Raw genomic sequence first — 15,055 nt, forward strand, 5'->3', positions numbered from 1 at the left:
AGCGCGAGAGAGACCCCTCACCCGTCTCGCCGCTGGACGCGGCGAGCCACCCTCTCCCACAGGGGGAGAGGGAAGAAGCGAAATCACCCCGCAATCGCGCCGCGGACGGCGGCGATGATTCGCTCCTGGTCGGCTTCGGTCAGATAGGCGTGCATCGGCAGGCTGATGACATCCTGCGACAGGCTCTCGCAACCGGGCAGGCCGCCTTCGGCGACCGGATATTGCTTGTAGGCGGTCTGCTGATGCATCGACTTGCCGTAATAGATCGCGGTCGGCACGCCCTGGGCTTTCAGCGCGGCAGCGAAGCCGTCGCGGTCGGTGCCCTCTGGGAGACGGATGGTGTACTGCGCCCAGACCGAGGTATTGCCGGGGCTGAGGCGCGGCACGGTGACCACGTTGGACAGGCCGCGCGCGTAGCGCTCCGCGACCTTGTTGCGGGCTGCGATCTCGTCGTCGAAGATCTTCAGCTTCTCGATCAGGATCGCGGCCTGCATGGTGTCGAGCCGGCCGGTGAGGCCGAGGCGGACGTTGTCGTATTTGTCGACGCCCTGCCCGTGAACGCGGATGCTGCGCAAGGTGGCCGCGAGCTCGTCGTCATCGGTGAAGATCGCGCCGCCGTCGCCGAAGCAGCCGAGCGGCTTTGCGGGGAAGAAGCTGGTCGTGGTGGCGAGCCCGAAGGTGCCGAGCTTGCGGCCCTTGTAGCTCGCGCCAAAACCTTGCGCGGCGTCGTCGATCACGAACAGGCCTTCGGCCCTGGCGATCTCGGCGATGGCATCGTGGTCGGCGGGCTGGCCGAACAGATCGACCGGAATGACCGCAACCGGCCTCAGGCCCGCCTTGCGGGCGGTCGCGATGCCACGCTTCAGGGACTCAGGGCTCATGTTGAAGGTCGTCTCGTCGACATCGACGTAGACAGGGGTCGCGCCCATCCGTGCCGCCGGCGACGCGGTCGCGATGAAGGTGAAGGACGGACACAGCACGGCATCGCCGGGACCGACGTTCTTCGCCATCAGCACCATGAGAAGCGCGTCGGTGCCGCTGGCGCAGCCGATGACGTGCTTGGCACCGCTGTAGGCCGCAAGCTGTTTCTCAAGCCCGGCGACTTCAGGGCCATTGACGAACTGGCAGTGGTCGAGAACGCGCTTGACCGCGGCATCGAGCGAGGCGCCGAGCCGGCGGCGCTGCGAGGCGACGTCGATGAAGGGAATGGGTTCGGAACGCAGATGCTGGTTCATGACCTGGCTCTTGGCGCCTTCTTGAATGGTCGACATGGATGAAGGGTTCAGCCGGCGACGCGGCGCGGGCCCTTGAGGGCGGGCGATTTGGCCGCGGGCCGTGACGGCGTCTCCAGGCATTGCGTGGCGATCTCGAGGCTGGCGACGCCTTCGTCGCCGGTGACCGCCGGCGTCTCGCCGTTGCGCACCGCCTTGAGGAACGCGATCAGCTCGGCGCGGAGCGGCTCGTCATGTCCGACCGGCAGATGCCGCATCGAATAGCTGCCGTCGGGCTTGAAGCCGAAGCACTCGGTGACCTGGCGCGTGAGCAGATCGCCCATCACATATTTGCCGCGGGTCGCGACCGTGACGCTGCGCGCCTTGAACGGCGTCAGCCAGTTGGTGTTGATGTGCGCGAGCACGCCGCTCTCGGTGCGGAACTGCAGCAGCGCGATGTCCTCGCGCTCAGCGACCGCGCTCGACAATTGCGGCTGCACCTCGACGATGTCGGATTCGGTGAACCAGCGGATCAGATCGATGTCGTGCACGGCGAGGTCGATGACGACGCCGACATTGGACATGCGCGGCGGGAACGGGCCGACGCGCGTGATCGCGATGGAAAGAATGTCTTCGCCAGCGATCGCCTGCTTGACGGCGGCAACCGCCGGATTGAAGCGCTCGACATGGCCGACCATCAGCGTGACGCCGGCCTTTTGCGCGGCAGCGACGATCTCGCGGCCCTCCTCCACCGTGGATGCGATCGGCTTCTCGACCAGAACATGAATGTTCTTGGCGATGCAGGCGAGCGCGACCTCGTGATGCAGATGGGTGGGAGCTGCGATGGTGACGGCGTCGATGCCCTCGGCGAAGAGCTGGTCGAGCGTCTCGAAGCTTGCGCAATTGGCAAGTTCCGTCGCGCGTGTACGATGTGCCGGCGAAGGATCGACGACGCCGACGAGGCTGACGCCGGGAAGACCCGCAAGCACGCGCGCGTGGTTGCTCCCCATCACGCCAGCGCCAATGACGCCAACGCGCAAGCCGGCCTTTGCCGGTGCAGACCCTTTGGAACTCATCTGAGTAAACCCCGATTCAACGCAAATCCCCGCCGCGCTTCTAGCACGGACGCCACATTTGTGGCGAATGCCGCCCTAGCGGCCCGGACACGATTTGATTCAAAAAGTTACACGTTCCCCGGGCCTTAAGCCGAAAAATATCGCCTCTTTGGCCCGGGTCGCGTGATTCGGAGTTTGCTGGTTACGACCTTTGATAGTCGTCTTCAATCCGGATGATGTCGTCTTCCCCGAGATAGCTTCCAGTCTGGACCTCGATCAGTTCCAGCATGATTTTACCGGGGTTCTCCATCCGGTGGACGGCGCCCATTGGGATGTAGATCGACTCGTTCTCGTGCACCGTCTTCACGGCCTCGTTGACGGTGACGCGGGCGGCGCCGCGGACCACGATCCAGTGCTCGGCACGATGATGGTGCTTCTGCAGCGACAGCCGCCCGCCCGGCTTCACCACGATGCGCTTGACCTGGTGGCGCTCGCCATTGTCGACGGACTGATAGCTGCCCCAGGGCCGGTGCACCTTGAGATGCTCTTCGGTGACCTTCGGCGCGACCGCCTTCAGCTTCGTGACGAGACGCTTCAGGCCGTTGGCATCCTTCTGGCGCGAGACCAGCACCGCATCCGCGGTCGCGACCACGACGAGATCGTCGACGCCTTCGAGCGCGACCAGCGCGGAATCGGTCGTGACGTTGCAGTTGCGGGAATCCTCGAACACGGCGGCGCCGTGCGACGCATTGCCTTGCGCGTCCTTGTCGGAGAGCTCCCACACCGCGTGCCAGGAGCCGACATCGGACCAGCCGCAGGACACCGGCACCACCGCGGCGCGCGAAGTCTTCTCCATCACGGCATAGTCGATCGAGATCGCCTTGGCCGCGCCGAACGCCTCGGGCTCCAGCGTGACGAAGCCGAGATCGCGGCCGGCATTGTTGACCGCGTTGCTGACGGCCTCGACGCTTCCTGCATCGACCCTGCGATATTCGTCGAGCAGCACGCTCGCCGGGAACATGAAATTGCCGCTGTTCCAGAGATAGCCCGAATTGACGTAGTCGGAGGCCTTCACCGCGTCCGGTTTCTCGACGAAGCGCGCGACCGCATGCACCTCGCCGGAGATCACCTCGCCCGGATTGATGTAGCCGTATTCGGTCGCCGGCCGCTCCGGCTTGACGCCGAAGGTGACGATGCGCCCGGTGCTCGCGGCGTTACGGCCCTCGCGGCAGGCGGCGACGAAAGCGGCATTGTCCTGCACGACGTGGTCGGCGGCGAGCGCAAGCACGATCGCTTCACTGGCGCGGTTCTGCGCGAACACGGCGCCGGCCGCGATCGCGGGACCGGAATCGCGACGCATCGGCTCGAGGATCACGTCGGCCTCGATGCCGATCTCGGCGAGCTGCTCCAGCACCATGAAGCGATAGGACGCATTGGTGATGACGATCGGCCGGTCGAACAGGGAGGGATCGGAAACGCGCAGCAGCGTATCCTGGAAGGTGGAGCGGGTGCCGAACAGCGGCAGGAACTGTTTTGGCCGCACCTCGCGCGAAGCCGGCCATAGCCGCGTGCCGGCACCGCCGCACATGATCAGGGGGATAATGCGTTTGTCCATCGTCATCTCAAACCTTGAAGTAGTCCCGATACCAGGTGACAAAATTATGGACCCCATGCTCGATCGGCGTTGACGGTGCAAAGCCGGTGTCGCGCATCAGGTCCTCGACATCCGCGAACGTTTCCAGCACATCTCCCGGCTGCATCGGCAGCAATTCTTTGATCGCCGTCCGGCCCAGCTCCCGCTCCAGAAGCCCGACGACGTGCATCAGTTCCTCCGGATGGTGATTGCCGACATTGTAGAGCTTAAACGGCGCATTTGCGGCAGCCGGATCGTCCGCAGGCACAAGATCGATCAGCTTAAATACTACACGTGTGACATCATCAACATAGGTGAAGTCGCGACGCATTCGGCCATGGTTAAACAGCCGGATCGGCTTGCCCGCCATAATGGCGTTTACGAACAGAAACATGGCCATGTCAGGCCGTCCCCATGGCCCGTAAATGGTAAAGAAGCGAAGGCCCGTGACCGGCAGGCGATAGAGATGGCTGTAGGACTGCGCCATCACCTCGTTCGCCTTCTTGGTCGCGGCGTAGAAGCTCACGGGATGGTCGGTCCGGTCCGCAACCGCAAATGGCAATTTTGTGTTGGCGCCATAAACGGAGGATGACGAGGCGTAAACGAGATGACGACAGCCGCTGTTGCGGCAGCCTTCGAGCACGTTGAGAAAGCCCACCAGATTGGAATCGGCGTAGGCATGCGGCTGCTCGATCGAGTAGCGCACGCCGGCCTGCGCCGCGAGATGCACGACCTCCGTAAAACGATGTTGCGCAAACAGCGCCGCCATCGTCTCGCGGTCGGCAAGATCGGCCTCGACGAAGGAGAAGCGGGCGTCGTTCTGCAACAGCGCGAGGCGCGCCCGCTTCAGTGCCGGATCGTAATAGCTGTTGAGATTGTCGAGCCCGACGACGGTGCGGCCTTCACCCAGGAGCTGCCGGGCGACGTGAAAGCCGATGAAGCCGGCGGCCCCGGTGACCAAAATCGCCTGATCCGTCATCCTGTTCCCTGGGGATCCCTAGCCCGATCCTGTTTAGCCGTCACCTCAAGGTGATCGCAATAGGCCCGCCGCGGCTCATCCGCTCCATAATGCCCCTCCACGAGAGCCCACGAGAGCCTCACGAGGGCTATTGCAAGATCGGCGCCAAAACCATACCAAAGCGGCCGAATTCGGCGCTCGCGTCGGGTTGCCTCAAATCTTCGCAAACCCTGTTCATGCGGGCGAGATGCGCCGAATCCTGCTGTCGACGGCCAAAATCCTGATTTCCGCGGCGCTGCTCTATCTGGCGCTGCGCAAGGTCGATCTGTCCGAATTGTTTTCGCGCTTCACCGTGACCAGCCTGTTCTGGATCGGCGCCGCGATCGCGGTCACCTTCCTGCAGATCTTCGTCGGCGTGCTGCGCTGGCGCGAGATCAGCGCCGTCTGCGGCGCGCCGCTCGAGCTCGGCCGCGCCATGCGCTACAACGTGATCGGCTCCTTCTTCAACCAGACCCTGCCGTCGGCGATCGGCGGCGACGCGGTCCGGCTGTGGCTGGTCGCGCGCGCCGGCGCCGGCTGGCGTGCGGCGACCTACTCGATCTTCGTCGACCGCGCGATCGGCTTGATCGCGCTCGCGATTCTCATCGTCGCGAGCCTGCCCTGGAGCTACACCCTCATCACCGATCCGCACGGGCGCTCGGCGCTCCTGCTCATCGATTTCCTGGCGCTCGCCGGCGGCATCGGCTTCCTGGTTTTCGGCGCGCTGAAATGGCGCTGGCTGAAGACCTGGTGGGCCACGCATCACATTCACGCCTGTGCCGTGATCGCGAACCGCGTGATCTTCAGCCGCAGCCGCGGACCGATCATCGCAATCCTGTCGGTGCTCGTTCACGTGCTCGCCGTCGTCATCGCCTGGTGCGTCGTGCAGTCGATTGCGGCCCCGGTTCGCTTCAGCGACGTCTTCCTGCTGGTGCCGCCCGTGATGCTGATCACGATGATGCCGATCTCGATCGCCGGTTGGGGCGTGCGTGAAGCCACGATGAGCCTGGCGTTCGGCTTCGCCGGCCTGGCCGCCAACGAGGGCGTCAACGTCTCGCTGCTGTTCGGCGCCGTGTCCTTCATCGTCGGCGCGTTCGGCGGCCTGGTCTGGATCCTCAGCGCGGAGAAAGCCGCACAGGGGTCGGCACCGATCGGAGTGCCGGAGTGACGACCCTCGTCGCGGGTCCGGACCTTGCGGCCGGGTTGTTGCTGTTCACGCTTGCGCCGGCCGTGCTGGCCGCACTAATCTCGGCCTGCATTACCTGGTACAGCATGCCGCTGCTGCAGCGTTATGCACTGGCGCGTCCAAACGCACGCTCGTCGCACAAGATACCGACCCCGCAAGGTGCGGGCATCGCGGTTGTCGCGGCCACGCTGCTGGTGGCTGCGTCCTGGGCGGCCTGGACGTACGGCGCGATTCCCTTGCCTCTGATCGGCTCCGCCGTCGTGATCGCGATGGTCGGACTTGTCGATGACATCAGGCCCCTGCCCGTGCTGCTCCGCCTCGTGCTGCAGGCGGGAGCCGTGGCCGCCGTCGTATTCACGACACCGGAGACCGCGCGCATGGTGCCGGCGCTGCCGCTGGCGCTGGAGCGCGGCCTCATCCTGCTCGCCGGCATCTGGTTCGTGAACCTCGTCAATTTCATGGACGGGCTCGACCTGATGACCGTGGCGGAGGTGGTGCCTCTCACGGCCGCGCTCGGATTGCTCGGATGGTATGGCGACCTCTCGCCATCCGCGGCGCTGCTCGCCACGGCGCTGTGCGGGGCCATGCTCGGCTTTGCGCCGTTCAACCGTCCCGCCGCAAAGGTCTTCCTGGGCGATGTCGGCAGCCTGCCGATCGGCCTCTTGCTCGGCTGGTGTCTGCTGGAGCTCGCCTGGCACGGACAGCCCGCCGCGGCGCTGCTGCTGCCGGCTTATTATCTTGCGGATTCCACCATCACGCTGCTTCGCCGCATCATCAGGCGCGAACCATTCTGGTCAGCACACCGCACGCACTTTTATCAGCGCGCCACCGACAATGGCTTTAAGGTCAAGCAGGTGATCGGCGAGGTGTTCGCACTCAATCTCGTGCTGGCATTGCTTGCCATCGTCAGCGTTCGCGCCGGCTCGATGCCGGTCGCGATCGTCACCCTGTTCGCGGGCGCGGTCGCGGTCGCCTTCGTGCTGCGGCGCTTCTCCCGCCCTCAGGCGTCCTGAGCCGACAGCGCCAGCCGCAACCCCTCGTCGAGGGTGACCTGCGGCTGCCAACCGGTCGCGAGCGCCTTGGAGATGTTGAGCTCGAGCGAGCCGATCAGGCTGTCATGCGTATCCTGCCGGCCCGTGACGCTGAGCAGCGTGCTGAGCAGGCCCGGCGGCACCCCGAACAGCCGCAGGCTCTTGCCGGACGCTTCGGCCAGCCGCGTAATGAATTCGGGCGTCGAGACCTGCTCCCTGTCGGCGACGAGGAAGATCTCGAAGTTGCTGGTGGGATCGGGATGGCCGAGCCGGCGCAGGATGAACGACGCCAGGTTCTGCACGGCAAGGAAGGCGCGCTGGTTGCGGATCGCGGCAAAGGGCAGCGGCAGCCCGAGATGGACCGCGCGCGTCAGCAGCGCGAAATTGCCCTTGGCGCCGGCGCCATAGACCAGCGGCGGCCGGATCACCGAGATCTTCATGTCGTTGTCGCGCGCCAGCGTCCTCAAGCCCGCTTCGGCCGCAGCCTTGGACATGCCGTAGAGGCCGCGCGGCGTCAGGACATCGCTCTCGCTGAACGGGGCGCGGCCCTCGCTGCCACGGCCGTGCACGAGCACGGTGCTGATGAAGACAAACTGGCGCACGCCGGCTATCGCCGCACAGCGCGCCAGATGCAGCGTGCCGGCGATGTTGACGTTGCGGTAGAGCTTGACCGCATGCTCCTCGTGCTTGTGGTGCACGCGCGCGGCGAGATGAACGACGGCGTCGACGCCTTCCAGCGCGGCCTGCCAATCGGTCTCGGGACCGATCGTTTCGATCACGACCTCGTCCTCGGCACCTTCGGCGCGGCGAACCGCGCGGCGGACCGACCATCCCTCGCGCTGGAGCGCCGGCACGACATGACGGCCGACGAAGCCGCTCGCTCCCGTCACCAGCACGACCGGTTTCTTCTCGCTCATCGTTGCTCCGAAAGGTTCGGGGTGTGCAACAATTCGTCGATCACACCGGCATAGGCGTTCATCGCCGTCGTCCGGTCGAATCGCAGTGCCGTCCTCACCGCGCGCTCCGTCATCGCGTCGTCGGTGGAGCGGGAGGCCGCGCGGATCGCCGCGGCGAGCTGGTCCGGGCGGCCCGGCGTCACGACCCAGCCGAGCCCGTTCTCCACCACCGTCAAGGCAGCCTCGGCCTCCGGCTCGGACACCAGCACCACGGGACGGCCAACCGCCAGCAGATTGTAGAACCGGCTCGGCACCGAGACGCCCGCCACGTCCTTCCGGTACGGAATGATCCAGAGATCGGCGGACGCCAGCAATGCCTCGAGCTCGGCATCCTCGACCCGCTCGACAAAGGAGACATTGGGCAGGTTCGCCGCCGCCTGCAACTGCCTCAGCCGTTCGAAGCCGATGCCCCAGCCGGACAGCAGAAAGTGAATGTCGGTCTCGTCCTTCAGAAGCCGCGCCGCCTCGAACACGATCTCTGGATCATGGGTGAAACCGAGATTGCCCGACAGGCCGACAATGAAGCGCGTCGAAAGCGCCTTGCGGAACGGGTTGTCCGAATTAACCGGCCGCGGCGCGGGCACGAGCGTCGCCCAGTTGGGGATGAAGCGGATCTTGTTCCGCGTCATCCCGGCATAGCTCAGCAGCGGCCGCTCCGCGTCGCGGCCGATGGTGATGACGGCATTGAGCGCGCGGAACATCAGGCTGTTGGCGGCGCGCATCGTCTGCGTCACGAACGAGCCCGGCTTCAGCAATCCCGCCATCACCAGCACATCGGGAAAGAGGTCGTGCATGATCAGCGCCGAGCGCGCGCCCTTGAACCTGGCTGCTGCCGCCACCGCGTAAGGCAGAATGAACGGGGCGGTGACCGTGAGCACAACGTCGCCTGCCCTAAGCTCGCGCAGCAAGGCAAGGAATGTGCGCGCCGCGAACAGCAGCTCGGACACCCCGCGCCGCACCAGCGCCGCCTTGCCCGCCATGCGGTTCTTGATTGCGATGACACGCGGCTTGCCCGGGCCGGTCTGCAAGCCCGGCAATGTGCCCGGCCAGCCATAGAGCACGACGACCTCGCGCTCGACGGCGAGACGGCAGGCGATGTCGGCCATGATCGCCGTCGTCGTACTCGTATCCGGCGGATAATGCTGGCTCGCGACGACGATCTTGCCCCGAGGCTGCATGGTCAGGCCGCGGTCGACCCGAATTCAGGCACCGCATCCTTCAGGATGGTCCTGATGGTGGCGCGATCGTCGCGCGCGATCGCCTGCTCCAGCGCCGCGATCCATTTGCGCAGCGTCTGCATCGGCGGCTCGTTCGGCTGCGCGGCCATGATGCCGGCAACGCCGATCTCGCGGGTCGGCTCCTCGGTGGCGAACAGGATCTCGTGCAGGCGCTCGCCCGGCCGCATGCCCGTGAACACGATCTCGATATCGTAGCCCGGCTGCAGCCCGGAAAGGCGGATCATGCGCTCGGCGAGATCGACGATCTTAACCGGCTGGCCCATGTTGAGCACGTAGACCGAGACGTCGGGACGGTGCGTTCCGAGCGCATGGGTGGCCGCGGTGATGACGAGATCGCAAGCCTCGCGGATGGTCATGAAGTAGCGGACCATGTCGGGATGCGTCACGGTCACCGGGCCGCCCGCCTCGATCTGGGCCTTGAATTTCGGCACCACCGAGCCGTTCGAGGCCAGCACGTTGCCGAACCGGACCGAGATCAGCCGCATCGGCGGCTTGGCGCCGAGCGCCCCGGCTGCGAGGTCGTGATCCAGCGCCTGGCAGTACATCTCCGCAAAGCGCTTGGTCAGGCCGAGCATCGACACCGGCTCGATCGCCTTGTCGGTCGAAATCATCACCATGGCTTCGGCGCCGGCGGCAACGGCGGCATCCGCAACGTTGATCGAGCCGAAGATGTTGGTCTTGACGCCCTCGCTCCAGTCGCGTTCGAGGATCGGCACGTGCTTGAGCGCGGCGGCGTGGAACACGATGTCCGGCTTGAACCCGGCCATCAGGTGCATGATGCGCTCGCGGTCGCGGATATCGGCGATCCGCCCCTCGACTTCTGCGGCCGCCCCTCGCGCGGCGAGCGCTTCAGTGATGGCATAGAGCGCGGGCTCGGAGTTTTCCACGATCAGGAGCCGCGCGGCGCCGAAGGCCACGACACGCTCGCAGATCTCCGACCCGATCGAGCCGCCGCCGCCGGTGACGATCACCGCCTTGCCGTTGATCAGCGCTTCCAGGCGCGCATAGTCGATCGTCTCGCTCGGCCGCAGCAGGAGGTCCTCGACCGCGACGGCCGTGAGCCGCGGCGTATCGCCGCTCTCGAGCGAGGGCATCCGGTTGACGATCACACCCAGCTTGCGCGCCCGCATCAGGATCGATTCCGGACGCGCTTCCGGCTCGAATGCCGACGGCGTCATGACGAGGCGCGCGATCGGCTTGTTGCGCTTGGCGAAATCGGCGACGACGTCCTCGACGTCGTCGATGCCGCCCAGCACCGGCACGTTGCGGATGAACTGGCCCCAATCCGAGCTCGACGGCGACAGCACGCCGACCGGCCAGATGCGCTTGATCGCTCCGCTCTCGATCCCGCGCAGGAGCACCTCGGCATCCGCGGCGCGGCCGATCAGCAGCGTCGGCGCGGCCTCCTCGCCCCTGGCGTGACGCCGCACCCGCGTATAGCGGAAGTAACGGTAGGTCATGCGCAGCGCGCTGAGGAACGAGATCTCGAGGAACCAGTAGAGGACGATCGTCACCTTGCCGAGGAAGAAGGCGCCGCGCACGTTGGGGGCGACGAAGATGTAGTCGAGCACCAGCAGGGCGACCGTCAGCACGGTCGCGACGCGGATAATGTTCAGCGCGTCAGGCAGCGAGATGAAGTGCCACTTCGTCGTGGTCAGGTTGAAGATGAAGAACACGACCACGCTGAAGGCGAGGAAGTAGGGCAGGATCTGGAACAGCAGCGGCAGGCGGTCGAAGAAGCCGTCGCCACCCTCGAATCGCAGATAGAAGGCGGCAAAAAGCGCCGCCGCGGTCGCCAGCAGGTCGTGGAGCGCGATCAGGAAATTGCGCAAGGTGAGATGCGAAAGACGCGTCATCCGCCGACCGATGAAAACCCAGTTAGATGCAACCTGACCGCGCTGATAGCCCATCTGGACAGGACTTGCCAGCCGCGCGGGCTTTCAGGAACCGGCTTCCCCCGTCTTCGCCTCCGCCTGTTGCGCCCGGATCACCATGCCGCCGGCAACGCCGACGCCGATGACGTACATCCAGCCCTCGTGGAAGTCGAACAGATGGGAGTTGAACAGCGAGGTGAAGACGTTCTGCACCACCACCAGGAGCCCGATCCAGTTGGCCAGCCCGTCGCCGCGAAACAAGCGCAGATGCAATATCCAGATCGCGTAGAGAACGGCGATGCCGATCACGCCCCATTGCACGGCAACGTTCAGCGTCTGGTTATGCGGGTTGCCGATCACCTCGGCGGAGGCCTGGTACAGACCGCCGGGCGTCGCGACGCGTTCGAACAATCCGCGCGTCGAGCCGGTGCCGTGTCCCATGATCGGCGCCTCCGCGAAGAAGCCGAGCGACTTGCGCCAGAATTCGAGACGCAGGCCGAGCGAGGTCGGCTCGCCCTTTTCCATGTAACGCGTGTAGTCGTCGGAAAACCTCTCGGCGGTATGGCGCAAATAGGGCGAGGCCTGCCAGGCGAGAATAGCGGCGACGAGCAGTGTGGCGGAGATGAGCACGATGCTGCGCCATTTGAGGTGAAGCAGCGCGAACACGCCGAACATGATCGGAACGGTGACGAGCGCGGTGCGCGACACCACGACGAAGGTCATGTTGACAAAGAAGCTCAGTGCCAGCGCCGTCAGCAGCCCGGCGAGCCAGTATCGCTTCTCACGCAGGAGCATCACGATCGGATAGGCGAGCGCGACCGCGCAAAGCGCGAATTCCTGGCTCTGGTCGATGTAATTCTTGACGAAGATGCCGCGCTCGGCCGAATCGGTCTTGAGCGCAAGGTTCGGGTAGAAGGCGACCAGCCAGGACATCACCGACAATAGGGCGCAGGACACCAGGAAGGCGATGAAGATCCAACGCCCGCGCGGCGAGCGCTCGAAATGATAGAGCAGCACCGGCAGCACCAGCAGCTTGATGGTCGGATTGACCGCATAGAAGCGGGCGCCCCAACTCGCATCCGACCACAGCGTCCCCACCAGCGCGAGCAGGACCAGCGCGATCGGGGCCGCGCAGATCGGACGCGTCAAGGATTGCAGGAACGCGCGGACGTCGAGAAACGGCACCATGCAAATCAACATCAGCGCGTTGAAGATCCCCGCCAGCGAGGTCGACCACGGCAGCGAGGCCGCGGTCAGGACCGCAAATATATCGACGGTCTCGCGCCAGGCCGCCGGGCTGCGCAGGCGGCGAAGCAACATCCCGCCGGTCGTCTCGCGTGCCAGTGCCGTCACTTGCCTCCTCCCCGGGCGCGATGGACCAGCGCCGTCGTGCTGAAGCCCTGCAGGATGTCGACCAGGACGACGGTGCCGCCAGCGGCCTCGACGACCTCGTGGCCGACCACCTGCTCACGGGTATAATCGCCGCCTTTCACCAGCACGCCAGGCTTGATCCGGGTGATCAGGTCGATCGGCGTGTCCTCCTCGAAGATGACGACGAGATCGACGGCCTCGAGCGCGGCGAGCACCTCGGCACGCGCGCGCTCGTCCTGGACCGGCCGCTCGGCGCCCTTGAGCCGCCGCACCGAGGCGTCGCTGTTGAGCCCCACGATCAGGCGGTCGCAGGCGGCGCGCGCGGCGGTCAGCACCTTGACGTGGCCGGGATGCAGGATGTCGAAGCAGCCATTGGTGAAGCCGACGCGCTGGCCTTGTGTTTTCCATTCGGCGAGCTGCGCATCGAGTGCGGCCGGCTCGAGCACGATCTTCTCCTCGGCCGCCAGAGTGGCATGCGGCAGGATCTTTCGGCGCAGCTCGGCCGCGCTCACACTGGCGGTGCCTTGCTTGCCGACGGCGACGGCGGCAGCGGCATTGGCCATGCGCAGCGCCGTGTCCCAATCCGCGCCTGTAGCAAGCGACACCGCGAGCGCGGCGGCGACGGTGTCACCGGCGCCGGAGACGTCGCGCACTTTCACCGGGAAAGCCGGAACGTGAACCGCCGCGCCATTGCGCGGCACCAGCGTCATGCCGTGCTCGCCCTGGGTGACCAGGATCGCCTCGCAATGGGCGAGCCGCATCACATCCTCGCTGGCCTCGACGATGCTCTGCACCGTCTCGGCGCGGCTGCGGGTCGCTTCAGCGAACTCCTTGCGATTCGGCGTCAGCAGCGTGGCGCCGCGATAGATCGCCCAGTTCAGGCTCTTGGGATCGACGATCACGGGCTTGCCGAGCTTTCGCGCGGCGTCGATGGTGTGGCGGATGACGCGCGCCGTCAGCACGCCCTTGGCGTAGTCCGAGAGCAGCACGATGTCGGCGCGCGCGATCTGCGGCAGGATCGCCTCGATCAGCTTCGTCTCGATGTCATCGGAAGCAGCCGCCGCCTGCTCCCAATCCGCGCGCAGCATGTGCGTGGAAAAATGCTCGGAGACGAAGCGGACTTTTCGCGTGGTCGGGCGCGAGGGATCGCCCACCAGCACGCTTTCGATGCCGGCCTGCTCGTCCAGTGCCGCCTTGAGCCGTGCACCGGCATCGTCCTCGCCGACGAGGCCGACGAAGATGCAGCGCGCGCCCAGCGAGGCGACATTGCGCGCGACATTGCCGGCACCGCCGATATGGATCTCGCTGCGCTGGGCCGCGATGACGGGTGCCGGCGCTTCCGGCGAGATCCGCGACACCTCGCCATAGACGAACTCGTCCAGCATGATGTCGCCGATGCACAGCACCGTGCGGCCTGAGATGGCCTTTGCGAGGGCGTCGAAATCGAGAATGGGCGTCGGCATGTTCAAATGGCCTCAGCGGAAGCGGTCGGGCCGGTCGAGGTAATCCCCGACATAGGCCTTCACCGCATCCTCGAGCGTCGTGAAGCCGCCGTTATAGCCGGCGCGGTGCAGGCGATCGACCTCGCTCTGGGTGAAGTACTGGTAGGCCCCGCGGATCTGCTCGGGCATGTCGATATATTCGATGTTGGGCCTGGTGCCGTGCGCCGCATAGGCCGCCAACATCAGATCCCTGAAGCTGCGCGCCTTGCCGGTTCCGACGTTGAAGAGGCCGGACACCGACGGCGTCGCCAGCAGCCACATCACGACGCGCACGACGTCGTCCACATAGATGAAATCGCGGCGCTGATCGCCGTCGGCGATGCCCTCGCGATGCGACTTGAACAATTGCACGATGCGGCCGGCCTTGACGTCGTCGAAGCGGCGCGCCAGCACGCTCATCATCGAGCCCTTGTGATATTCGTTAGGGCCGAACACGTTGAAGAATTTCAGGCCCGCCCATTGCGGCGGGAGCGGATCGCCGTTCGCTACGCGCCCGGCGACCGCGAGATCGAACATGTGCTTGCTCCAGCCGTAGAGATTCATCGGCCGCAGTTTCTTCAGCGCCGGCAGCGAGGCGTCGTCGTCAAATCCCGTCTCACCGTCGCCATAGGTCGCCGCCGAGGAGGCGTAGATGAAGGGCACCGCGGCCGCCGTGCACCAGTCCAAAAGGCGCATCGACAGGCGGAAATTGGTTTCGAACACGAGGTCGCCGTCGGTCGCGGTGGTCGCGGAGATCGCCCCGAGGTGGATTACGGCCTCGAGCTTGCGGCCCTTCAGCCAGTCCATCAGCTCGGCCGGCGGGACAATATCCACAAGCTGCCGCTTGGCGAGGTTACGCCATTTGCCATCGTTGCCCAGGAAATCGCAGACCACGACGTCGCTGCGGCCCGCGTCATTGAGCGCGGCCACGACATTCGACCCGATAAAACCGGCCCCGCCGGTCACCAGCAACATTCCGAAATCCCTGCCCGATCTTTACGGCCCGGTCCTGCCGTAGCGCA

12 protein-coding genes are annotated in these 15,055 nt (G+C 65.7%); 2 read left to right on the forward strand and 10 right to left on the reverse strand.

The features are described 5' to 3' along the window. Window positions 1-83 precede the first annotated feature (83 nt). The 4 genes from GA0061098_RS18670 to GA0061098_RS18685 form a co-directional block, all read right to left on the reverse strand. Window positions 84-1,271, reverse strand: a complete 1,188-nt coding sequence (locus GA0061098_RS18670; RefSeq protein WP_283807996.1) for a DegT/DnrJ/EryC1/StrS family aminotransferase — start codon at window positions 1,269-1,271, stop codon at window positions 84-86. A gap of 11 nt (window positions 1,272-1,282) precedes the next feature. Beyond that, on the reverse strand, window positions 1,283-2,287 hold the full coding sequence (locus GA0061098_RS18675; RefSeq protein ID WP_038949052.1) for a Gfo/Idh/MocA family protein: 1,005 nt from the start codon (window positions 2,285-2,287) through the stop codon (window positions 1,283-1,285). A 181-nt stretch (window positions 2,288-2,468) separates the two neighbouring features. Next, complete coding sequence (locus GA0061098_RS18680; RefSeq protein ID WP_165637458.1) at window positions 2,469-3,881, reverse strand: mannose-1-phosphate guanylyltransferase/mannose-6-phosphate isomerase; 1,413 nt, start codon at window positions 3,879-3,881, stop codon at window positions 2,469-2,471. Between the two features lie 7 nt (window positions 3,882-3,888). Next, a complete protein-coding gene (locus GA0061098_RS18685; RefSeq protein WP_091959029.1) occupies window positions 3,889-4,878 on the reverse strand; it encodes an NAD-dependent epimerase in 990 nt (329 codons plus the stop codon). A gap of 226 nt (window positions 4,879-5,104) precedes the next feature. On the opposite strand from GA0061098_RS18685, the gene GA0061098_RS18690 reads away from it, so the two are divergent. Then, window positions 5,105-6,064, forward strand: coding sequence for a lysylphosphatidylglycerol synthase transmembrane domain-containing protein (locus GA0061098_RS18690; RefSeq protein ID WP_091959032.1), 960 nt, complete (start codon window positions 5,105-5,107; stop codon window positions 6,062-6,064). Continuing rightward, complete coding sequence (locus GA0061098_RS18695) at window positions 6,061-7,095, forward strand: MraY family glycosyltransferase (protein WP_430649267.1); 1,035 nt, start codon at window positions 6,061-6,063, stop codon at window positions 7,093-7,095. Before GA0061098_RS18690 ends, GA0061098_RS18695 begins: the two co-directional genes overlap by 4 nt. On the opposite strand, the gene GA0061098_RS18700 is transcribed toward GA0061098_RS18695, so the two are convergent. The 6 genes from GA0061098_RS18700 to rfaD all read right to left on the reverse strand — a co-directional run bounded on the left by GA0061098_RS18700 (window position 7,083) and on the right by rfaD (window position 15,008). Beyond that, window positions 7,083-8,030: an NAD-dependent epimerase/dehydratase family protein gene (locus tag GA0061098_RS18700; protein WP_091959035.1), complete on the reverse strand. Its 948-nt coding sequence runs from the start codon at window positions 8,028-8,030 to the stop codon at window positions 7,083-7,085. The genes GA0061098_RS18695 and GA0061098_RS18700 overlap by 13 nt on opposite strands. Further along, window positions 8,027-9,247: a glycosyltransferase family 4 protein gene (locus tag GA0061098_RS18705; protein ID WP_091959038.1), complete on the reverse strand. Its 1,221-nt coding sequence runs from the start codon at window positions 9,245-9,247 to the stop codon at window positions 8,027-8,029. Before GA0061098_RS18705 ends, GA0061098_RS18700 begins: the two co-directional genes overlap by 4 nt. 2 nt (window positions 9,248-9,249) lie before the next feature. Next, a complete protein-coding gene (locus GA0061098_RS18710; RefSeq protein ID WP_165637459.1) occupies window positions 9,250-11,163 on the reverse strand; it encodes an SDR family NAD(P)-dependent oxidoreductase in 1,914 nt (637 codons plus the stop codon). Window positions 11,164-11,247: 84 nt separating this feature from the next. Beyond that, window positions 11,248-12,534: an O-antigen ligase family protein gene (locus GA0061098_RS18715; RefSeq protein ID WP_091959044.1), complete on the reverse strand. Its 1,287-nt coding sequence runs from the start codon at window positions 12,532-12,534 to the stop codon at window positions 11,248-11,250. Then, complete coding sequence (rfaE1, locus tag GA0061098_RS18720; protein ID WP_091959047.1) at window positions 12,531-14,015, reverse strand: D-glycero-beta-D-manno-heptose-7-phosphate kinase; 1,485 nt, start codon at window positions 14,013-14,015, stop codon at window positions 12,531-12,533. Before rfaE1 ends, GA0061098_RS18715 begins: the two co-directional genes overlap by 4 nt. A 12-nt stretch (window positions 14,016-14,027) precedes the next feature. Further along, window positions 14,028-15,008 carry an ADP-glyceromanno-heptose 6-epimerase gene (gene rfaD, locus GA0061098_RS18725; RefSeq protein ID WP_091959050.1) on the reverse strand — a complete coding sequence of 327 codons (981 nt, stop codon included), beginning with the start codon at window positions 15,006-15,008 and terminating at the stop codon, window positions 14,028-14,030. Between the last annotated feature and the right edge of the window lie 47 nt (window positions 15,009-15,055).

Origin of the sequence: Bradyrhizobium shewense (genome assembly GCF_900094605.1) — a bacterium.
Taxonomy (GTDB): Bacteria; Pseudomonadota; Alphaproteobacteria; order Rhizobiales; family Xanthobacteraceae; genus Bradyrhizobium; species Bradyrhizobium shewense.